Annotated in this window: 19 protein-coding genes; 11 read left to right on the top strand and 8 right to left on the bottom strand. The window is 63.2% G+C overall.

Going from position 1 to position 20412, the window contains the following annotated elements; translation table 11 throughout:
- Positions 1-3: 3 nt before the first annotated feature.
- Positions 4-2391 carry a mechanosensitive ion channel family protein gene (locus AC0KW6_RS05515; RefSeq protein WP_474034347.1) on the bottom strand — a complete coding sequence of 796 codons (2388 nt, stop codon included), beginning with the start codon at positions 2389-2391 and terminating at the stop codon, positions 4-6.
- A 397-nt stretch (positions 2392-2788) separates the two neighbouring features.
- On the opposite strand from AC0KW6_RS05515, the gene AC0KW6_RS05510 reads away from it, so the two are divergent.
- From AC0KW6_RS05510 to AC0KW6_RS05475, 8 genes are all read left to right on the top strand, one after another.
- Positions 2789-4015, top strand: coding sequence for a glycosyltransferase family protein (locus tag AC0KW6_RS05510; RefSeq protein WP_474034346.1), 1227 nt, complete (start codon positions 2789-2791; stop codon positions 4013-4015).
- Complete coding sequence (locus AC0KW6_RS05505) at positions 4012-5256, top strand: glycosyltransferase family 4 protein (RefSeq protein ID WP_474034345.1); 1245 nt, start codon at positions 4012-4014, stop codon at positions 5254-5256. Before AC0KW6_RS05510 ends, AC0KW6_RS05505 begins: the two co-directional genes overlap by 4 nt.
- Positions 5257-5262: 6 nt before the next feature.
- Positions 5263-6348 carry a glycosyltransferase family 4 protein gene (locus AC0KW6_RS05500; RefSeq protein ID WP_474034343.1) on the top strand — a complete coding sequence of 362 codons (1086 nt, stop codon included), beginning with the start codon at positions 5263-5265 and terminating at the stop codon, positions 6346-6348.
- On the top strand, positions 6348-6935 hold the full coding sequence (locus AC0KW6_RS05495) for a histidine phosphatase family protein (protein ID WP_474034342.1): 588 nt from the start codon (positions 6348-6350) through the stop codon (positions 6933-6935). Before AC0KW6_RS05500 ends, AC0KW6_RS05495 begins: the two co-directional genes overlap by 1 nt.
- The gene (locus AC0KW6_RS05490; protein ID WP_474034341.1) at positions 6932-8068 is read left to right on the top strand and encodes a glycosyltransferase family protein; all 1137 of its coding nucleotides are present in this window, start codon (positions 6932-6934) and stop codon (positions 8066-8068) included. Before AC0KW6_RS05495 ends, AC0KW6_RS05490 begins: the two co-directional genes overlap by 4 nt.
- On the top strand, positions 8065-8823 hold the full coding sequence (locus AC0KW6_RS05485) for a polysaccharide deacetylase family protein (RefSeq protein ID WP_474034340.1): 759 nt from the start codon (positions 8065-8067) through the stop codon (positions 8821-8823). The genes AC0KW6_RS05490 and AC0KW6_RS05485 overlap by 4 nt, the downstream gene beginning before the upstream one ends.
- On the top strand, positions 8824-9303 hold the full coding sequence (locus AC0KW6_RS05480) for a class I SAM-dependent methyltransferase (protein ID WP_474034339.1): 480 nt from the start codon (positions 8824-8826) through the stop codon (positions 9301-9303). It begins immediately after the preceding gene.
- Positions 9304-9417: 114 nt separating this feature from the next.
- Positions 9418-10101 (top strand): DUF1045 domain-containing protein, encoded by a 684-nt coding sequence (locus AC0KW6_RS05475; RefSeq protein WP_323775883.1) that lies wholly within the window; start codon positions 9418-9420, stop codon positions 10099-10101.
- A 553-nt stretch (positions 10102-10654) separates the two neighbouring features.
- Here AC0KW6_RS05475 and AC0KW6_RS05470 read toward each other — a convergent pair.
- From AC0KW6_RS05470 to AC0KW6_RS05460, 3 genes are read right to left on the bottom strand one after another with little or no spacing between them, the layout of a single operon-like run.
- Positions 10655-11458, bottom strand: coding sequence for an ABC transporter substrate-binding protein (locus AC0KW6_RS05470; RefSeq protein WP_474034338.1), 804 nt, complete (start codon positions 11456-11458; stop codon positions 10655-10657).
- Complete coding sequence (locus tag AC0KW6_RS05465; RefSeq protein ID WP_323783566.1) at positions 11455-12165, bottom strand: ATP-binding cassette domain-containing protein; 711 nt, start codon at positions 12163-12165, stop codon at positions 11455-11457. The genes AC0KW6_RS05470 and AC0KW6_RS05465 overlap by 4 nt, the downstream gene beginning before the upstream one ends.
- Positions 12165-12869, bottom strand: a complete 705-nt coding sequence (locus AC0KW6_RS05460) for an ABC transporter permease (RefSeq protein WP_323783564.1) — start codon at positions 12867-12869, stop codon at positions 12165-12167. Before AC0KW6_RS05460 ends, AC0KW6_RS05465 begins: the two co-directional genes overlap by 1 nt.
- Before the next feature lie 289 nt (positions 12870-13158).
- On the opposite strand from AC0KW6_RS05460, the gene nadA reads away from it, so the two are divergent.
- The 3 genes from nadA to nadC are packed head-to-tail and all read left to right on the top strand — an operon-like array spanning position 13159 to position 16622.
- A complete protein-coding gene (gene nadA / locus AC0KW6_RS05455) occupies positions 13159-14211 on the top strand; it encodes a quinolinate synthase NadA (protein ID WP_323783562.1) in 1053 nt (350 codons plus the stop codon).
- Positions 14212-14214: 3 nt separating this feature from the next.
- Positions 14215-15771 (top strand): L-aspartate oxidase, encoded by a 1557-nt coding sequence (locus AC0KW6_RS05450; RefSeq protein ID WP_474034336.1) that lies wholly within the window; start codon positions 14215-14217, stop codon positions 15769-15771.
- On the top strand, positions 15768-16622 hold the full coding sequence (gene nadC / locus AC0KW6_RS05445) for a carboxylating nicotinate-nucleotide diphosphorylase (RefSeq protein ID WP_474034335.1): 855 nt from the start codon (positions 15768-15770) through the stop codon (positions 16620-16622). Before AC0KW6_RS05450 ends, nadC begins: the two co-directional genes overlap by 4 nt.
- A 46-nt stretch (positions 16623-16668) precedes the next feature.
- On the opposite strand, the gene AC0KW6_RS05440 is transcribed toward nadC, so the two are convergent.
- From AC0KW6_RS05440 to AC0KW6_RS05425, 4 genes are read right to left on the bottom strand one after another with little or no spacing between them, the layout of a single operon-like run.
- Positions 16669-18144, bottom strand: a complete 1476-nt coding sequence (locus AC0KW6_RS05440; RefSeq protein ID WP_474034334.1) for a hypothetical protein — start codon at positions 18142-18144, stop codon at positions 16669-16671.
- Positions 18141-18905: a methyltransferase domain-containing protein gene (locus AC0KW6_RS05435; RefSeq protein WP_474034333.1), complete on the bottom strand. Its 765-nt coding sequence runs from the start codon at positions 18903-18905 to the stop codon at positions 18141-18143. The genes AC0KW6_RS05440 and AC0KW6_RS05435 overlap by 4 nt, the downstream gene beginning before the upstream one ends.
- Positions 18906-18923: 18 nt before the next feature.
- Complete coding sequence (locus AC0KW6_RS05430) at positions 18924-19316, bottom strand: GtrA family protein (RefSeq protein ID WP_323777736.1); 393 nt, start codon at positions 19314-19316, stop codon at positions 18924-18926.
- 1 nt (position 19317) lies between these two features.
- Positions 19318-20295 (bottom strand): glycosyltransferase family 2 protein, encoded by a 978-nt coding sequence (locus AC0KW6_RS05425; RefSeq protein WP_474034332.1) that lies wholly within the window; start codon positions 20293-20295, stop codon positions 19318-19320.
- Positions 20296-20412 lie beyond the last annotated feature (117 nt).

Below are 20412 nucleotides of genomic sequence, written 5' to 3'. Positions count from 1 at the left end.
GGCTCAGCGGTCATCGCCGCCCGGTCCGCCCATCTCGTCCAGAAGATCTTCGTCAATCGCCGCCTGCGCTGCCCCTGCGGCTGCTTCTTTCTGCTTCGGCGTCATATCTTCAGCCTGATCCGGCGCCAGCCGCACGGTGACCTCACGATGGGCAAATCTGATGCCCTCGCGGGCAAATAATTCACGGATCTCCTGGTACACCCGTTTGCGGACAATCCACTGATCCCCTGGTTTGGTCATAAATTTCACACGGATGATCATCGCCGAATCCTGCATTTCGATCACACCCTGGGACTTCAGCGGCTGAATGAAGGTATGTCCGATTACCGGATCATCCATCAGCTTCTGGCCAAGCTTCTTGATCAGCTTGCGAACCTTCTCCACATCAGTGTCATAGGTCACGCGCATCGGCAGTTTCATCATTACCCAATCACGCGAGTAATTGGTCAGCACCTTGATCTCGCCAAAGGGGATCGTGTGCAGCGCACCCAGATGATGACGCAGCTGGAAAGAACGCACCGAGATCTTTTCGACCGTGCCCTTCACATCGCCGATATCAATATATTCGCCCTTGCGGAAGGCATCATCTATCAGGAAGAAAGCGCCGGAGAAGATATCCCGCACCAAAGTCTGCGAGCCAAAGCCCACCGCCAAGCCGACCACACCGGCACCGGCAAACAGCGGGCTGACGTTGATGCCGAGTTCCAGCAGCACGATCAGAACGATCGAGACCAGCACCACCGCCAGAATTGCTCCGCGGAACAGCGGCAGCAAGGTGGCCAGGCGGCTGGCACCGCCAGCCCCGCCTTCATCCCCCAGTTCCCCGGGTTCCACTTCACCGGCCTCCTCGTCGATCTTGCTGTCTATCCAGATCCGGAACAGGTGATAGACAATATAACCGATGAACAGGATCACGGTGACATCAATCACCCGGTCAGCCGCCATCGTTTCGGTCCAGCGGGCATCCGGGTTCCAGACAATCACCAGCGAATAGGCGCCAACGACAAAGGCAAGGATCCCCGCAACCCGGCGGGCGAGATCCTCGTAGGTGGCGATCGGGTGTTTTGCAGGCAATGCGGCGGTATCATCTTCGCCGGCCCCTGGACCCTCTGCAGATATCTCCGCCAAGGTCATCTGGGCCGGGTCTGCTTCCTGTGCCTCGGCAGGTGCCTCATTCTGATCCGGGTCTGCCGCTGCCTGAACCATCCTGTTGCGGCTGAAATAGCGTTCGATAAAGTAATTGATCGCCCCATAGACGATCAGGATCGTGGTCAGCACAATATAGCTTCCCGCCATCAGCGGGATCGAGATTTCCTGTTCCAGCACCAGGTCAAAGGCCAGCTTGAACCAGCCAAAAGCCATATAGGCCATCAGCACCGGCGCCCAGGCAACCGACAGGATACGTACCAGCCAGGAACATTCCTCAGGTGCGCGGCCTGCGCGGATGGCGTTGGAAATGGCGCGCCCGTTGACAAGCAGCATCAGCAGATTGCCCAGCATCCCCGCCAGCGCCAAAACCCCGTAGACCAATGCATAAACATTATAGTTCAGGCCGAAATCGCCAACCCAGGTAGCAAACAGTGTCGACGAAATGTCATAGGTCGCCAGCAAGGATGCCCAGATATAGAGCCGCTTTGCGTCCCGGTCCGAAAATACCGGTATGCGGTACTGGGCCAGGAAAGGCGACAGCACCATCCGCCACAGATCGGACACCGTGCGGGCCAGGAAAAAAGCCGTGTAGACAGCCGTTGCCGTGAATTCGATTGACGGATCACCCGAGGCTCCGAAGATCAGATAGGACGTAAGGGCTGCAAAAACCATCGCAAAAACGGTGGCCCCGATCCCCATCAGGAACCGGTACACCAGGAAGGGCATTTTGTCCTGATAGCCTTCCGGGTTGGCCTGGATCCGGGCGACCACAAAACGTTTGGCGATGCGCTTGCCGTAAATCTCTGTCGACAGCCAGCGCCCGACCAGCAGGAACAAGACACTCCAGCCCAGCACCTCGACATAGGTCATGATGCGGCCGTCCGGGCTGGTCTGGCGCAGGATGTACTGCATCTCGAAGATCGAGTATGGCAGCGCTTCAAGCCGGCTGTTCAGTTCTGCGCGGAACGCCCCCACCCTGGATTGCGCCCTCATCAGCATCGAAGGCTGTTCCTTCGTGCCGGATGCCAGGCGGCCGGCTTCCTCTGCCTGGTCCGGCGGCGCATTCATCAGCTGGCCGCTGCTGTCGACCACGACGACACTGACGCCGCTTTCCGCCGCCTTCTCGATCGCCCTGGACAGCGCATCCGCTCCGCCCGTGTCACTTTCCTGCGCGCCAGCGTGAGCCGCCAGCCCGAAACTTAGCAAAGCGCAAAGCAATACCCGGAACAGTTGCTGCAGCATGAACGCTTATCCTTCTGGAAACTTGCGTCAAATTAACCACGCGACGGAACGTTGCGCAAATGGCGCGGGCGCAATTTGCAGTGCAACAGGCAACAAAGGCACATGATTGCATGCGCACAGGCTCCGGGTTATATAAATTCAAACTTCCGCCTAGCGGGCGGACAGCTGCAGCTCCTGGACTGGCAGAATACCATCCGGGCGAATACAGCAGCATTGGCAAATACTGTCCGTGCTCCCGCCGCAGCTGGCAAAAAGGGGCGCGCAAACTGAGGCGGACGATGGCGGAGCACAACAGCAGGCGCCCGGGGACGAGCGGCAATTCCGGCTGGCTTGGGTACTGCGCCGCAGGTCCGGCATTACGGCCATCCGCCGCCCGGCAACCTGATCAGGCAATCCAATGAGGATCGCAATCGCCAGCCAGACAGCGGCAGACACCGGCACGCGCGGGCCGAGGATCATGTTCTACAGCCACGACACTTTCGGGTTGGGGCATCTGCGTCGTTCACGTGCGCTTGCGGGTGCCCTCACGGCTGCCAACCCCGACACCTCGGCGCTGATCCTGACAGGTTCGCCGGTTGCGGGGCGGTTTTCTTTCCCGACCGGGGTCGATCATGTCCGCCTGCCGGGTGTGATCAAGCGTTCTGACGGCTCTTATGCCTCACGCACGATGGGTATGAGCATAGAGGAAACCGCCGACTTGCGCGCCGCCCTGATCCGCTCGACAGTGGAGCAATACGACCCCGATGTGCTGGTGGCGGACAAAGAACCCACCGGCTTTCGCGGTGAGCTGATGCCGGCACTGGACCTGCTGAAATCACAGGGCCGCTGCAAGATGGTTCTGGGCCTGCGTGACGTGCTGGATGAACCCGAGGTTTTGGCCGCCGAATGGGAGCGCAAACACGCGGTTGAGGCCACCCGGGATTTCTATGATGAGATTTGGGTCTACGGGCCGCGGTCCGTATACGACCCTACTGCGGGGCTGCCGTTCACACCGCAAATGCAGGCCCGGATGCACTGGACCGGCTACCTGCGCCGCGATCTTGGCCAGGTGGGGGAGCCGCCGGAACAGCCCTATCTGCTGGTCACCCCCGGCGGTGGCGGCGATGGCGAGATGATGGTGGACCTGGTGCTGTCGGCTTATGAAGCCGACCCGGGGCTGTCTCCCCGCGCGGTGCTGGTTTACGGCCCTTTCCTGTCCGGCGAAACCCGCGAGGATTTCGAGGCGCGCGTTGCCCGGCTCGATGGCCGTGTTACCGCTGTCGGCTTTGAATCACAGATCGAAACCCTGTTTGCCGGCGCTCAGGGCGTCGTGTGCATGGGCGGCTACAACACCTTCTGCGAAGTTCTTTCCTTTGACAAACCCGCGGTGATCGTGCCCCGCACCACGCCGCGGCTGGAGCAATGGATCCGCGCCAGCCGGGCCGAGGAAATCGGCCTTGCAACCATGCTGGATGAAACCCGCGACGGCTGGACCGCGACGGCGCTGGCCAAGGCGATCCGCGCGCTGGCCACCCAGCCGCCGCCCTCTGCCGCCGGATCAGAGGGGCTGCTGGACGGGCTGGATTACGTCACCCGCCGGGTCGCTGCGCTGCTTCAGGACACCCGGAAAGAGGTCGCTGAATGACCTCTGCCCGCCCGCCCCTTGCGGTGGTGGTCAAGGGCTGGCCGCGGCTGTCCGAAACCTTCATTGCACAGGAACTGGTTGCCCTGGAGGCCACCGGCCACGCGTTCGAGATCTGGTCTCTGCGCCACCCCACCGACATCAAGCGCCACCCGCTGCATGCGCGGCTGCAGGCACCGGTGAACTACCTTCCAGAGTACCTCTATGAAGAGCCGGAGCGGGTCTGGCGCGCGCGCGTCAAGGCTCAGCAACTGCCCGGCTATGCTGAGGCCTACCGCATCTGGCGCGCCGATTTGCGCCGCGACCCGACACCCAACCGCATCCGCCGTTTTGGCCAAGCCTGTGTGCTGGCCGCGGAGATGCCGGACGCAGTGCTGGGGCTGTACGCGCACTTCCTGCACACGCCGTCCTCGGTTGCCCGCTATGCCGCCATCATGCGGGGACTGCCCTGGAGCTTTTCGGCTCACGCCAAAGACATCTGGACCTCGCCCGATTGGGAAATCAAAGAAAAGCTCTCCGCCGCCCATCACGGCGCGGCCTTCGGCGCCACTTGCACCGGTTTCGGCGCCAGGCACCTGCAGGATATGGCCGATACGCCGGACCGGGTTGATCTGGTCTATCACGGTCTCGACCTCGCGCGCTTCCCCGCACCGCCTGAGCGCCAGCTGCGCCAGCCGCAAGACCCGGTCCGTTTCATGTCCGTCGGCCGCTTGGTGGAAAAGAAAGGCTTTGACCGGCTGCTGGCTGCCCTGGCCCTGTTGCCCGCAGGCCTGGATTGGCACTGGACCCACATCGGCGGCGGCGGTTTAGGCGATCTGCTGCAGGGCATTGCCGAGGATACAGGTATCGCCGACCGGATCACTTGGCGCGGCGCCTGCGACCAGCCCGAGGTGATCGAGGCGATGCGCCGCTCGGACCTGTTTGTGCTGCCCAGCCGGGTCGCCGCGGACGGCGACCGCGACGGCTTGCCCAATGTGCTGATGGAGGCCGCCTCGCAGGCCCTGCCGATCCTGTCGTCCCCGGTTTCCGCCATTCCCGAATTCATCACCCATGGAACTCATGGCCTGCTGAGCGCGGACACCCCCGAAGCTTTGGCGGAAAGCCTTCTTTACGCCGTCCGGCATCCCCAAAGCCTGGCAGAAATGGCCCAGGCCGCACTGACCCGCCTGCGCACGGATTTCGGCATGGATCCCGGCATTGCCCAGCTTTCCCAACGGCTGAACGCGATGCTGCAGGGCAACTGACTGGACATGCAGCCGGGAGCCGGAAAGCGGGTTGCCTTCTATGCACCGATGAAACCGCCGCATCACCCGGTACCCTCCGGCGACCGCGAGATTGCCCGTAACTTGATAGGTCTGCTCACCGCCAGCGGTGCGGAGGTGCAGCTGGTTTCCGACCAGCGGATATATGACAAGCACGGCGACGCGGCGCTGCAGGCAAGCCTGCGCAATCAGGCCGAAGCCGAGGCTGAAAGGCTTATCCGCAGCCTGCCCCAAGCGGACCTTTGGGTCAGCTATCACAACTACTACAAGGCGCCCGATCTGATCGGCCCTGCCGTTGCCCGTGCCCGCGGCATTCCTTATGTGCAAATCGAATCCACCCGCGCCAAGAAGCGCCTGACCGGACCATGGGCCGGATTTGCGGACGCTGCCCACGCCGCTGCCGATGCTGCCGCGGCGATCTTCTACTTCACGGAACAGGATCATTTTGCTTTGGACCGTGATCGCTGCGGCGGGCAGGCAGTGGCCTACCTGCCCCCCTTCCTGCCGCTGGATCGGCTGCCCGAAGCCTCGCCGCTGGACGGCCCGATGCTGACGGCCGGCATGATGCGTCAGGGTGACAAGCTGGCCTCTTACCAAATCATCTCCGCAATGCTCTCTCATCTGCACGGCGATTGGCGGCTGGACATTGCAGGCGACGGTCCTGCCCGCCTCGATGTCGAAACACTGATGGCCCCTTATGGCGACAAAGTGCGCTTCCTTGGCCAGCTTTCCCGTGCGCAACTGGCAGCCGCCTATGGCAAGGCCAGCCTGTTCCTTTGGCCCGGCGTGAACGAAGCGTTCGGCATGGTATACTTGGAAGCCCAGGCCCACGGTCTGCCCATCGCAGCTCAGGACCGGCCAGGCGTGCGGGATGTGCTGCTGCCTGCAGGCTACCCTGCTCCCGAACAGGGGCCCGAAGCTCTCGCAGCCTTTACCGCGGGCCTGCTTGCAAACCCCGCACTGCGCGTTGAGGCAGGCAAGGATGTGCGCAACCTCATTTCGTCCCGCCACCTTGCCCCTGCCGCTGCCCGGCGGTTCTGGGCAACTGTTCTGCCGCTGATGGAGACCCGTTGATGATCCGCCTCGCCCTATTGCGTCACGGCCACACCGTCTGGAACCGCGCAGGCCGCATCCAGGGCCGCAGTGACATCCCGCTGGATGAGCAAGCCCGCGAATCGCTGCGCGGCTATGCCCTGCCCGATGACTGGCTGCAGGCAGACCTCTGCTCCAGCCCGCTGCTGCGTGCAGCTGAAACCGCAGAGCTGGTTGCGGGCCGCCCGCCCCGCACCGCGCCGGAACTTATTGAAATGGACTGGGGCGATTGGGAAGGCCTGCAAGGGCTGGACCTGAAGGCTGATCCAATCAGCGGCTTCCGCGACATCGAGGACTGGGGCTGGCACTACCGCCCGCCGGGAGGTGAAACCCCCGCGGAGGTCTGGACCCGTATCGAACCCTGGCTGCGCGGTCTGACACAGGATACATTGGCGGTCTGCCACATCGGCATTATGCGGGTGATTCTGGCACGCGCCCATGGCTGGGATTTCGACAGCCCCGCCCCCTTCCGTATCAAGCGCAACCGGCTGTTCTTGGTCGAACTTAGCGGAACTGCCCTGACACCTCGGCCCGAGCCGGTCCGCCTTATCCGCAAGGCCGCACCATGAAGGTCCTGATCGCCGTTACCCATCTGCTTGGCACCGGCCACCTGGCCCGGGCGCTGACACTCGCCCGGGCCTTCTCCGCTGCAGGGCATCAGGTTCAGGTGGTTTCCGGCGGCTTTCCTGCCCCCCAGCTCAACATCGATGGAATCGCTCTCGTCCAGTTGCCACCCTTGCGTTCCGACGGGGTGAATTTCACCCGTCTGCTGGCAGCGGACGGCTCTCTGGCGGATGAGACCTATCTGACCCGCCGCGAAAAGGCGCTGTGCTCCGCGTTGCACGCGATGCAGCCCGATGTGCTGATCACCGAACTGTACCCCTTTGGCCGCCGCTCCCTGCGCAAGGAGTTCCTGGCGCTGCTTGACGCCGCCCATGGGATACCCCGGCGGCCAGTGATCCTTTCCTCTATCCGTGACATTCTCGCCCCGCCCTCCAAACCAGAGAAAGCGGACAAAGCCGATGCCGTGATCGCCCGGTTTTACGACGCAGTGCTGGTCCATTCCGACCCTGCGGCCACAAAGCTGGAGGCCAGCTGGCCGGTCTCCCGCATGCTGGCAGCCAAGCTGCGCTACACCGGCTACGTTGCCCCTCCGGCTGCCGGCCTGCACCCGGAGCAGGCAGGCAGCGGCGAGGTGCTGGTCAGTGCCGGCGGCGGCAGCGTCGGCGCACCGCTTTACCGGGCAGCACTTGACGCGGCAAAGCTGATGCCGGACACGCCCTGGCGGCTGCTGGTTGGCGGATCGGACGCCCGCCAGCGTATCGCAGAATTTGCCAAGGCCGGCTCCCCCGTCCTGCTGGAACCGGCGCGCAAGGACTTCCGCCAGATGCTCTCCCATGCAGCGGCCTCGGTCAGCATGTGCGGCTACAACACTGCGCTGGACCTGCTGCAAGCCGGCACGCCCGCTGTGCTGATCCCGTTTGATGCCGGAAATGAAACCGAACAGGGTCTGCGGGCTGCCAGCCTTGCGCCCTTGAACGGCGTCCAGGTGGTTAAGACCGCGAACCTCTCGGCTGCGTCGCTATGCGCTGCGGTCAAGGCGGTATTGCACGCACCGCCGCGGGTAGCGGGCGGTTTCAGGTTTGACGGCGCCGTCCGGAGTGTGAAGATTGCCGCTGAACTTGCGGGAGGGCGCGAATGACACCGGATTGGAGCAGTCTGGACCGGGAACTGGAACACTGGCAAACGGCAGGATTGAAACTGCCTTTGTGGTGGCGGGACGATGACGCGATGTCCCATTCAATCGAGCTGGAGCAATTGACAGCACTGTCTGCGCAGCTTGACCTGCCGGTGCATCTCGCAGTGATCCCGCAGGGCGTCACACCGGACCTTGGCCGCTATGTTGCAGATCATCCGCAATTGATCCCGGTGGTACATGGCTGGGCGCATCAGAACCACGCGCCCGCCGGTGAAAAAAAAGCCGAGTTCGGTGCCCACCGCCCGCTGGAGGAACTGCTGGACGATGCCGAGCGCGGCCTCACCGCGCTGCAGGAAATGTTCGGCACCAGCTTGCGCCCGATGTTCGTGCCGCCCTGGAACCGGATTTCGCCGGAAATGCTGACATGGCTGGCAGGTGCCGGTTTCACCGCAGTTTCGACCTTTGCACCGCGCAAAAACGCCAAACCCGCCTCCGGCCTGTTGCGGGTGAACACGCATCTCGACCCGATCGACTGGAAAGGCGCCCGCAGCCTGGTGCCGCCCGACCAGCTGATTGCGCAGGTGGTGCGCCAGTTGCGCGACCGCCGCCTTGGCGAGGCCGACAACGCGGAACCATACGGCCTGCTGACCCACCACCTGGTGCATGACGAGGCGGTCTGGGAGTTCACTGCTGCGTTTGCCAAACGCCTGCTTGCTGGCCCTGCCGAGGCCTGGATCTATGACGAAAGGATGTCCTGAATGAGCCGTCTGGATTCCATGCTGCGCCGCCTCACTGCCCAGCGCGACGGGCTGAACTGGGCCGCGGGGCAAATCAGCCCGCTGCAAGGCGATGTGCTGGACATGGGCCTGGGCAACGGCCGTACCTATGATCACCTGCGTGAAACGCTGTCCAGCCGGCGGATATGGGTCATAGACCGGCTGCTGCAATGCCATCCCTCCTGCGTGCCGCCGGAACAGGATTTCCTGCAAGGCGAGGCAAAGCCAATGCTGGAACGGCTAACGGCTGAGGGGCGCAGCATTGCCCTGGCGCATTATGATTTTGGCTTTGGCATCAAGGAAAAAGACGTCGCCGAAGCCGCAATCCTCTCCCCCGTCATTGCGCAAGTCATGGTCCCTGGCGGCATCATCGTTTCGGGCCAGCCGCTGATCGGGTTCGAAGAGCTGGACGGCCCGGACGGCATCCCGCCGGGACGCTATATGTTCTACCGGGCCGGCTGATCCCGGTCCGCGGCTCGCCCGCCAGCACCAGCTTGGCATTGGCAAGGATCAATTCATCTGTCATCTGACCTTCACATCTCTCAAGCTATGGACGGCCGCGTTCAGGAGGCCAACGTGACATTCACGCGATACGCGATCTATTACGCCCCGCCTGCCGGTGCAGCGTGGAGCCGGTTTGCAGCCAGCTGGCTGGGCTGGGACATGGAAGCGGGTCTGGACCTGCCCCACCCGCAGGTTCACGGGCTGGATGTGGCAGCCATTACCGGCGTGCCGCGCAAATACGGGTTGCACGCCACCCTGAAGCCGCCGATGCGCCTTGCCGAGGGGCAGACCCAATCGGCGCTTGAAGATGCCTGTGCGGCGCTGGCCGCCTCGCAAGCACCGGTCACGCTGGACGGTCTGCAGCTGGTGCGGCTCGGCCGTTTCCTGGCCCTGCGCCCAGCCGGGGACGAGACCGCGCTGAAGGCGCTGGCCGCCGCCTGCGTGACAGAGCTTGACCGGTTCCGCGCGCCGGCATCCGAAACTGAGGTCGCGCGCCGCCGCGGCGCAGGGCTGAACCCGGAGCAGGACGCAAACCTCAGCCGTTGGGGTTTCCCCTATGTCCTGGACCAGTTCCGCTTTCACATCACATTGACCGGCAAACTGCCCAAGCCGCAGCTGCCTGCGGTGGAAGAGGCGCTCAACACGTTTCTCCTCCCGCTGCTGCCAGCGCCCTTTGCAATCGGGGATCTGGCGCTGATGGGCGAGGCACCTGACGGCCGCTTCCACCTGATCCAACGCTACGCCCTTTCCGGCTGAACGGCAGTCAGCGCGGCCTGCACCGCCAAGCCGATCGCACCGCTGTTGTCAATCTCCACAGCCGTTCCGGGATGTTCAGCCGCGCAAGCTGCTGGGCCGCCGTGTCTTGCGGCGCCACGCCCGATACTAACGCGGCCCGGCGCTGGCGCCATCAGCCTTCAGCCTTCACGCTGCGGGGCCCTGCAAGAGTTCCAACATCCGAACCTGAACCGAGACTTCCACGCCGCCTCTCGTCGCCACCATAGACACCAGCCGCAGGCCGGTCATCAATACGGTTGCCTAAAATCGCCGCCCGGCCCAGCCAATCAGCAGCGCATTCCGGCACATTGTAAGAATGCGCCGCTCAGTTGGACCTGGCGCCACGCTGACACGCGGCGCGCAACTGCTGGAGCTTCAACTGCAGCCTGCTGAATTTCCGCCCCCCAGCCGTGGGCAGCACAGCTGCTACGCTCATCCTTTGCAGGGTATTTTCAATGCCTCGAAAGGGCGGGAGCACCGCCCAAAAAAAGTGCCCCTGCGGACAGCAGGGGCTCAGCGTGCAAACCAAACGGTTTTACTGCTTGGCGTTGAACACAAACAATGTCTCGCCATTGATCTGATAGTCATTGATCAGATCTTGAGCCTTGTCCGAAACCAGCCAATCCTCCAGCTGCATTGCCAGGCGGTTCTTCACGTGGCCATGCTTTTCCGGGTTCACCGGGATATAGGCGTATTGGTTGAACAGCACCGGATCGCCTGCAAACAGCAGCGCCAAGCCGCCCTTGTTGCCAAAGTTGAGCCAGCTCGCCCGGTCGGACATGATATAACCGTCCATGCCCGACGCCGTATTAAGCGCAGCCCCCATCCCCGCACCAACTGCGCGGTACCAGTCGCCGAACCCCTCCGGATCGACGCCGGCCGCAGCCCACAGGCTCAGCTCTTTCTTATGAGTTCCGCTGTCATCTCCACGGCTGACAAAGGCAGCCTCTGCTCCGGCAATCTTCTGCAACGCGCTTGCTGCATCCGCGGCGCCGGACACGCCAGCCGCATCCGCCTTAGGCCCAATGAAGACAAAATCATTATACATGATCTCGCGGCGGTGGGTGCCGTAACCGCCCGCCAGAAACTTCTCTTCAGCCTTTTGGGAATGCACCAGAATCGCATCCACATCCCCCGCTTCGCCGAGCCGGATCGCCTGGCCGGTGCCAACCACCAGCAGCTGCACATCCAGTCCGAGGTCTTTTTTGATTTCCGGCAGCAGGATTTCCGCCAGGCCCGAGTTGTGGAAGGAGGTGGTCACCGCCATCTTCATCTCTTCCGCCAGCGCGGCTGTAGTCAAAGCCATGGATGCAACGGCACCAATAATCAGACGTTTCATTCGACAATATCTCCGTTCAGAAATGCGCGCGCTTGCGCGGTGTGGGGCCCGGCAAAGAAATCCCCTGCCGGGCTGAATTCGTGAATGCGGCCATGCAGGACAAAGATCACCTCATCCGCCAGCCGCCGCGCCTGGCCCATGTTGTGGGTGGACATGATCAGCCGCGTGCCGCTGCCTGAGGCATGGGCAAGGATTTCCTCGATCTCCCGCATCGCGCGCCCGTCCAAGGCTGCACAAGGCTCGTCCAGGAACAACACTTCCGGCTCGCGCACCAAGGCGCGGGCAAGGGCCAGTTTCTGCCGCTCGCCGCCCGACAGCATGGTGGCCTGGCGCTGCAGGATCTCTCCCAGCCCCACGCGTGCGGCCCAATCCGCCGCGCGGGCACGCGCTTCCTTGCGGTCCACCCCGGTCAGCCTCAGTGGATAGGCGATGTTTTCGATCACCGTGCGCCGCATCATCACCGGGGTCTGGAACACAAAGGCCTGGCGCCTTTGCGCCTCCTCCAGCGGGCAGGCCCAGTCCAAGCTGCCGCCGTTCATCCGGATAATCCCATGCAGCATCTTCAAAAGCGTGGTCTTGCCCGCCCCGTTGGGGCCAATGACAATTGATGTGCCCTGCCCGCCCAGGGTCAGATCGACCGGGCCGACCAGAACCTTGCTTCGGCGGCGCACCTGCGCGCCTTGGGCCACCAGCGGGAACATCTGCATCACCACCGCCCCTCGCTCTCGGTCCGGCCCAGCCAGTGGATCCCCAGGTTGACCGCAATTGCCAGCGCGATCAGCACAAAGCCCAGCCCCAGCGCCATGGCGAACTCGCCCTTGCCGGTTTCCAGCGCAATTGCCGTGGTCAGCACCCGCGTGGCGTGGTCGATATTGCCGCCCACCACCATGATCGCGCCGACCTCGCCAATCGCCCGGCCAAATCCTGCCAGCGCCGCGGTCAGCAGCGCCCGCCGCCCGTCCCACAACAGCGCCTGAATGCGCTGCAACTGGGTCGCGTTCATCGAGATCAGCAGATCGTGGTAGTCACTCCACAGCTCGCGCAGCGACTGATGCGCGACCGAGGCCACCAAGGGCACAACGATGATCACCTGCGCGATGATCATCGCTGTGGGTGTGAACAGCAATCCGAACACCCCGAACGGCCCGGCCCGCGACAGGAACACATAGACCACCAGCCCCACCACCACCGGCGGCAGCCCCATCAGCGCGTTCAGCACAGCAATCGTGGCCCGGCGCAGCCGGAACCGTTTGACCGCGAGAAAAGCCGCCAGCGGCAACGCGATGGCACAGGCGATGATCAGCGCCGTCAGCGTCACGCGCAAAGACCGCAGAGTGATCTCCACCAGGTCCGCATCCAGCGTCACCAGCAGCCAAATGGCCTGGCTCAGTCCTGCCCACAGATCATTCATTGCGTCCGGTCACTCTCCCAGGGGCCACATACGGCGCTGGTCTAACATGGCTTTGCGCGGCTCCAAATCACAGGAGAAGACTCCGGGACAGCCAAAAACGGCAATCCGGCTGGAAAATTCTACCCCCGATACCCATCTGGAAAAGAACGGCCTCCCAAGGATGCCGTCTGTTAGCGCCAAATCACCGCTTTTAGCAGCAATTCCGCTCACGCATGCTTGCGTGCGCGAAATGAACATGAAACAACCCCCGTCCAAAGTGTCCCCCTGGACGCAACTTTGAGGACTTGCCATGTTCGACCTGCAATCCATGCGGGATCAACTCGCCAGCCAGTATGATCTGGCACCCGATCCTGCCCTTGCCGAACAGATGACGGATGTCTACGCGCGCATGGACCGCGTGGTGAATCCCATCGAATGGGCCACCCATGCGCCCTATGTCGCGGCCATTCTGGAGCTGAAAAAGCAACGCAACGCGGTGATCCTGGCACATAATTACATGACCCCCGAGATCTATCACGGTGTCTCGGATGTGGTTGGCGACAGCCTGCAGCTGGCGATCGAAGCCGCAAATGTCGAGGCCGATGTGATCGTCCAGTGCGGTGTGCACTTCATGGCAGAGACCTCCAAGATCCTCAGCCCGGATAAAACCGTGCTGATTCCCGACATGGAAGCCGGCTGCTCGCTGGCGGAATCAATCACCGCCGAGGGCATCGAGCAGATGCGCGCCAAATATCCAGGTGCGCCAGTGGTCTCTTATGTGAACACCACGGCCGAGGTGAAGGCAGCGTCAGACATCTGCTGCACCTCGTCTAACGCGGCTCAGATCGTCGCAGCGCAAGACAGCCACACGGTCATCATGACACCGGATCAGTATTTGGCCCAGAACGTCGCCAAACAGGTACCGCAAAAAAACGTGGTCTGGTGGGAAGGCTCCTGCATCGTACACGAGCGGTACACCGCGCAGGATCTTCGCGATTTCCGCGAATGGAACCCCGGCACCCGGCTGATTGCGCACCCGGAATGCCCGCCCGATGTGGTGAACGAGGCCGATTTCTCAGGCTCCACCAGCGGCATTCTGAAATATGTGACCGACGAGAAGCCGGAAAAGGCGATGCTGATCACCGAATGTTCGATGGCTTCGAACATCGCAGACCAGCTGCCCGAGGTCGAGTTTGTCGGCCCCTGCAACATGTGCCCCTACATGAAGAAGATCACGCTGGAGAAGATCCTGTGGTCGCTGCACACAATGACCGAACCGGTCGTGGTGGACTTGGAAGTGGCCGAAAAGGCCAGGGTGGCTGTTCAACGGATGATCGATCTCAGCCAGAAGCTGGGCGTCTGATCTGTGATCGAAACCGGCCGCATTGTCATTGCCGGCGCAGGCCTTGGCGCGCTCTACGCCGCGCTTGAGCTGGCACCGCGGCCGGTTCTGGTGATCTCGCCGGAAACCCTGGGGGAAGGCGCCAGCTCGGCCTGGGCGCAGGGCGGCGTTGCGGCGGCCATGGCCAATCACGACACGCCCGAGGCCCACGCAGCCGATACTCTGCAGGCGGGTGCCGGCACGGTCGACGCAGAGGTTGCCGCGATGGTCACCCGGGTCGCGCGCGCGCACATCCTGGACCTGACCGACCTCGGCACGCCGTTTGACCGCGATCCGGACGGCAACTATGTGATGAGCCGCGAAGCCGCCCATTCCGCCGCCCGCGTGGTGCGCGTAAAGGGCGATCAGGCTGGCGAAAAAATCATGCAGACACTGATTTCTGCCGTGCGCGCAGCTCCCTCCGTACAGGTGCTGGAAAACACTCAGGCAGTGCGGCTTGAATCCGAAGGCAGCACTGTCACGGGAATCTGGATCACCCGCGCCGATGCGGCGTCTGCCCCGGTGCTGATCAAATGCCCCGGCGTGCTGCTGGCCGGCGGCGGCTCCGGCGGGCTTTATGCCCATACCACCAACCCGCCGCGCATTCGCGGGCAGGTGATCGGCTTTGCCGCCCGCGCAGGCGCCCGCATCGCCGACCCGGAATTTGTGCAGTTCCATCCCACGGCCATTGACATTGGCGAGGATCCCGCCCCGCTGGCAACCGAGGCGCTGCGCGGCGAAGGCGCGGTGCTGATCAACGCGCATGGGGAACGCTTCATGCTGGCAGAGCACCCGGACGCCGAGCTTGCGCCCCGCGACATTGTTGCCCGCGCAATCTTTTCCGAAACGCAAAGCGGCCGCCGCCCGATGCTTGACACCCGCGATGCGCTTGGCGCCGAGGTTCTGACCCGCTACCCCACAGTTGCGGAAACCTGCGCCCGTGCTGGCATCGACCCGGTGCAAGACCCCATCCCGGTCGCTGTTGCCGCGCATTACCACATGGGCGGGGTCGAGGCCGATTTGCAGGGCCGCAGCAGCCTCCAGAACCTCTGGGTCTGCGGCGAGGCCTCCTCCACCGGCCTGCATGGCGCCAACCGGCTGGCCTCCAACGGCCTGCTGGAAGCGCTCGTTTATGCCCGCAATGCAGCGCATGACATCGCGTCGCTGGATCCTCCTGCAAATGTGGATGCGATCCATCCCAGCTTCCCGCCGGGCGGTCAGGATCTGGACGCTGCAGCAGTCAAAAACCTGCGGCAGGCCATGACCGCCCATGCCGGGGTACGCCGCACCGCCCACGGCCTGAAACAAGCACTGGCAGCCATTGCGCAGCTCGAAGACGAGCAGGCCGCGGACGAGAACTTTACCAATATGTGCGCCACGGCCACGCTGATCACTGCTGCTGCGCTTCAGCGCGAGGAAAGCCGCGGCGGTCATTTCCGGGACGATTTCCCCACGGCCGACCCCGCGCAGGCCCATCGCACCCGCATCACCCTGGACGAGGCCATGGCGATCCGTGCCAAGGCCGTGAAGGAGCTGACATGAGCACTCAATTCGCCACCCTGCCCGACCTGATACTGGAACCGATGGTGCGTGCAGCGCTGATGGAGGACCTGGGCCAGAACGGTGACATCACCACCCGCGCAGTGATCCCGGCCTCCGCCACCTACTCCGCCCGGCTGAACGCCCGCGAGGACGGCGTGGTCTCCGGGATGCAGATCGCCCGCATCGCCTTTCACCTGGTGGATGCCGGGCTGAAGGTGGAAACGCTCCTGCCGGACGGCAGCCCATGCCGGAAGGGCGACACGCTGATGACCATCGAAGGCTCCGCCGCCTCGATCCTCTCGGGTGAACGCGTGGCGCTGAACTTTGCAGGCCGGCTGACCGGCATTGCCACGCTGACAGCGGCCTTTGCTACGGAGACCAAGGGCACCGCCACACGCATCACCTGCACCCGCAAGACCACGCCGGGCCTGCGCATTGCCGAGAAGCAGGCGGTACTGCATGGCGGCGGCTATAACCACCGTTTCGGTCTGTCGGATGCGATCCTGATCAAGGACAACCACATCGCCGCGGCAGGCGGGATACGCGCCGTTCTAGAGGCCGCCAAATCCAGCGTCAGCCACATGATGAAGGTGGAAATCGAGGTCGACACCCTGGACCAGTTGACCGAAGTCATCGCCACTGGCGGCGCCAACGTGGTGCTTTTGGACAACATGGACACTCCCACCTTGGTCAAGGCCGTGGAGCTCGCCAAGGGCCATGTGGTGACCGAGGCCTCCGGCAACATGCGTCTGGACCGCATTGCCGAAGTGGCCGCCACGGGGGTCGATTACATCTCCTCCGGTGCCCTGACACATTCGGCGCGCACCCTGGATCTGGGCCTCGACTTCTAAGACAGCTCCGAACCGCCGTATCATACCGCCGGGCCAATGCCCGGCGTTAGCCGTCAGCCTGGCGGTTTTTCCGGGCGGCCTCCAGCTTGCCCTCCCGCAGCGCCTCGGGCGACAGCATCAGAACCGATCCGCCTTCAATATGGCGCACCTCATAACCCCGGCCCTCCAGCAGCCCGCCGCGCAACTCCTCCGGCAGTCCAGCACAGGCTTCAGGCCGCCTTTCGCAGATCACGATGTCCCGCCCTGTCAGATAATTCAGCCGGAATTCGACGGACCGTTCCGCTTGCAGGTCCGACTTGCTGGCCGCTTCCAGCGAGAGATAAGTGCCAGTGACATAAACCGGCCCCTCCCGGCCAGCCAGCTCTGCCGCCATATGCCGGCTCAAGCGGTTCCATTCAGTAGAGAAATAGTGCGTCAGCCCGGCAAAGATCACATACAGGGCCGTGACGGAGAACAGCAGATTGCGGCTCAGCCGGGCCCGCCCGCCATCACGCAGCTGAAGGGCGAACAACCCGACAAAGACTGCGCCGAACGCCCACAGAAATCCGCCGGACCGCACCGGCATGTCAATACCGCTGCGCAGGACCTGCAGGCAAAGCAGCAACAGCCCCAGCCCGGCCCCGGACAGCATGTACAGCGCCCGCCATCTGTCCCGGCGCAGCACGGCCCATACGGCACAGCCAAGCAGCGCCGCCTGCAGAAGCGCCAGCCAGGTGATGCTGTAACCGCCGCCCTTCAGCACCAGCTTCCCCAGGAAATCCGCCGCCAGTTTGGAATTGCTCAACACCGAGGCCAGATCCGTTGCCGGGCTGGGGTTGCGCCAGTCTGCCATCGGCACGCCGAACACCCCGTGCTCGGCATAGTTCAGCGAATATATCGCCAGCATCCCCAGGGCAAAGCTGGCAATGAACAGCACCAGCAAGCCCGCCAGATCCTTGGCGGAACGTGCGGTATCAGCGCGGGTCAGGCTCATCGCAAGGATCAGAAATGGATATGTCGTATAAGACATCAGCGCCGCCGGCACAAAGACCAGCATCAGCCAGCGGCACGCCCGCTCGCTCAACCGGGTAGCAAGCCAGCCGTAGAGTGCCAGAATGGCCAGCCCCGGGATCAATGTGTTGAACCACATTGAAATCAGCACCCAAGGCAGGCTGAGACCGGCAATCAATGCCACCATCACCTGCTGCCAGACCTCTGCCTCGCGGTCAAAGGCATTGTGAACCAGGCTTCCCAGGTAGATGGCCCACAGCAACTGATAGACCAGGAAGTTCAGCCAGGCCGGCGTCACCACGCCGCGCAGGTGCCACAGGTAATTCACCCAGCGCCCTTCGGTCAGGGTTTTGGAATAAAACAGCTCAGGATCTGCCAGCAGCGCCGGGTAATCGTCATGCCGGATCATCGGGTCCGGCAGCTGAAACAACGCGCTCAGCAGCAGAATGGCGAAGATTGCTGCCACCGTGATCGCAAGCTGCGGCAGGCTGCGCCACTGTGATACGGTGCTGATGGCAGAGGCAAAGGTCATCCCGAAACCTTTTGCAAGCGCCGGGCGCGGCGGGCCAAAATAGCTGCCCGGCCCTGCGCGATCCTGGTCACCATCGGCTGCGGCATCAGCGAAACAATCCCGCGCCGCATCCGCCAGCCAAGGCTTCCCGCCAGCGGCACTTTCTGACCTGCCGGAATTTCGGCGTCCAGCACTGCCTCCGGCAGGCCATGGCGCCCGGCTTCATTGGCATAAAGCACGGTGTTGTAGCGGTACCAGGGTTCAATACCGTCCATGTCCTTCAGATGGGGCCGGGCAAAATCAAAGGCAGCAAAGCCGCGCGCCGCAAACAACTCTTGCCAGAAGGACAGCGGCTTTTCGTTGACATGGTATTCACCCCCTTGCCCCGGAACGGCAGCCGAGAACAGCACCCGGTCGGCATGACGAGTCAGGCTGTCCACCAATTTCTCCGAGGCCGCCTCGGGCAGGTGCTCCCCGACTTCAAGGCTTTGCGCCAGATCGAACTTTCGGCCCAGATCAAAGGGGCGGGTCAGATCTGCAGCATGAAACTGCTCGCTCGGGATCGCCAACCGGTCGCGATCAACATAGTCACCATCAACCCCCGCCACGTCCTGAACCCCGGCCTTGATCCATTCACTTAGCCAAACGCCGCGGCCGCTGCCCAGGTCCAGCACGCTGCCCGCTTGCAGATGCGGCTGCACCACTGAAATCATTGCCTGCGCCGAAGTCCGCGCACCTTGGTCGATATAGTCATAAAACTCGTTGGAATAGACATGAGACATGATTGCTCCGATCGATAGTCAGCCAGCCGCGGCGTACACCCAGAGGCGGAAGATGATGAAATTCTGAACCGGCAGGATCACCGTGACGGCAGCGGCGGACAGCCAATCCCCCCAGCCCAGCGCCGGGCCGATCACGCCGGTGATCACCATCGAGACGGCGAATCCCGCAGCAATGGTGCAGGCAAAGCGCGCCATCTGTTCCGGCAGGCCCAACGGGCGGCGGAAGGTCCATGCCGTTTGCAGCACGTATTGAACCGCCACAGCAGCCGCAAAAGCGAGCGCATTGGCGCAGGCTTGCGCCAGCCCCGCTGCCAGCAGCCCGGTATAACCCAGCACATAAAGCCCGGCGACCGCCGCGCCCACAACCGAGAACCGCAGAACCTGACCGCCATCGCTCCCGAAAACAGCCAACTTACGACGCTTCCTTGTGCCGGGGGGCAGTTTCGATGTTCACCGGATCAGCCGCCGCAGCAGCACCGGTCTCCTCCGACAGGAAGTACATCGGCCGCTGCTTGCTCTCCATATAAAGCCTGCCGATGTATTCCCCCATGATCCCCAGCGTCAGCAGCTGGATGCCCGAGAAGAAGGAAATCGCCAGCAGCATCGACGCCCAGCCGGGCGCGGTGTTGTAGAGGATCAGCGACAGGAATACATAGACCGCCATCAGGAAGGTCACATAAAGGCTCAGGAAGGCCAGCCGCGTGGCCATTTTCAGCGGCTTGGTGGAAAACCCGGTCAGCGCATCAGTGGCAAAGCGCAGCATGGCGCGGAACGGGTATTTGGTGACGCCCGCAACCCGCGCATCGCGCACGTATTCCAGTCCGATCTGCTTGTACCCTGCCCAGGCGAACATGCCGCGGATGAACCGCGCGCGCTCGGGCATCGCCAGCACCGCCTGCAGCGCGCGGCGGCTGACCAAGCGGAAGTCGCCGGTGTCCTTGGGGATATCCACATCCGACAGCGTGTTCAGAAAGCGGTAGAACAGATAGGCGGTGGCCTTCTTGAAAAGGGTTTCGCCCTGCCGTTCGGCCCGGCGCCCGTAAACCACGTCATAGCCGCGGTCCATCATCATCATCATATCGGGCAGGATTTCCGGCGGGTCCTGCAGGTCGGCATCCAGCATGAAGATACGCGCGCCCCGCGCAGCCTCCAGCCCCGCGGTCAGCGCCACCTGATGGCCGCGGTTCGCCGACAGGCGGATGCCCCGCACCACGGGGTATTTGGCGTGGGCCGCCTTGATCGCCGCCCAGGTTTCGTCGCTGGAGCCGTCATCCGCCAGGATGATCTCGGCGTCCTGCACCCATGGTTCGATGGCCTGCACCAGCCGTTCCACCAGCATGGGGACCGACTCTTCTTCATTGTAGCAGGGCACAACAACGGAAAGCTGCACTTTTTCGCCCCCAATAGTGTTTGTTAACCGCTCGTTAACCAGGACATTGGCCGATCCGGCACGGTCAAGGCAACGGCAGCCCGCTGAGGGCCCAACCTGCAATGAAATAGTTAAGGG

It is taken from the genome of Leisingera sp. SA215 (assembly GCF_055902035.1).
This window is presented reverse-complemented; position numbering and strand designations above follow the sequence as displayed.

Bases quoted from the DNA above. Each gene is read 5' to 3' on its own strand.
- AC0KW6_RS05515 (WP_474034347.1), bottom strand. From the start codon at position 2,391: ATGCTGCAGCAACTGTTCCGGGTATTGCTTTGCGCTTTGCTAAGTTTC.
- AC0KW6_RS05510 (WP_474034346.1), top strand. From the start codon at position 2,789: ATGAGGATCGCAATCGCCAGCCAGACAGCGGCAGACACCGGCACGCGC.
- AC0KW6_RS05505 (WP_474034345.1), top strand. From the start codon at position 4,012: ATGACCTCTGCCCGCCCGCCCCTTGCGGTGGTGGTCAAGGGCTGGCCG.
- AC0KW6_RS05500 (WP_474034343.1), top strand. From the start codon at position 5,263: ATGCAGCCGGGAGCCGGAAAGCGGGTTGCCTTCTATGCACCGATGAAA.
- AC0KW6_RS05495 (WP_474034342.1), top strand. From the start codon at position 6,348: ATGATCCGCCTCGCCCTATTGCGTCACGGCCACACCGTCTGGAACCGC.
- AC0KW6_RS05490 (WP_474034341.1), top strand. From the start codon at position 6,932: ATGAAGGTCCTGATCGCCGTTACCCATCTGCTTGGCACCGGCCACCTG.
- AC0KW6_RS05485 (WP_474034340.1), top strand. From the start codon at position 8,065: ATGACACCGGATTGGAGCAGTCTGGACCGGGAACTGGAACACTGGCAA.
- AC0KW6_RS05480 (WP_474034339.1), top strand. From the start codon at position 8,824: ATGAGCCGTCTGGATTCCATGCTGCGCCGCCTCACTGCCCAGCGCGAC.
- AC0KW6_RS05470 (WP_474034338.1), bottom strand. From the start codon at position 11,458: ATGAAACGTCTGATTATTGGTGCCGTTGCATCCATGGCTTTGACTACA.
- AC0KW6_RS05465 (WP_323783566.1), bottom strand. From the start codon at position 12,165: ATGCAGATGTTCCCGCTGGTGGCCCAAGGCGCGCAGGTGCGCCGCCGA.
- AC0KW6_RS05460 (WP_323783564.1), bottom strand. From the start codon at position 12,869: ATGAATGATCTGTGGGCAGGACTGAGCCAGGCCATTTGGCTGCTGGTG.
- nadA (WP_323783562.1), top strand. From the start codon at position 13,159: ATGTTCGACCTGCAATCCATGCGGGATCAACTCGCCAGCCAGTATGAT.
- nadC (WP_474034335.1), top strand. From the start codon at position 15,768: ATGAGCACTCAATTCGCCACCCTGCCCGACCTGATACTGGAACCGATG.
- AC0KW6_RS05440 (WP_474034334.1), bottom strand. From the start codon at position 18,144: ATGACCTTTGCCTCTGCCATCAGCACCGTATCACAGTGGCGCAGCCTG.
- AC0KW6_RS05435 (WP_474034333.1), bottom strand. From the start codon at position 18,905: ATGTCTCATGTCTATTCCAACGAGTTTTATGACTATATCGACCAAGGT.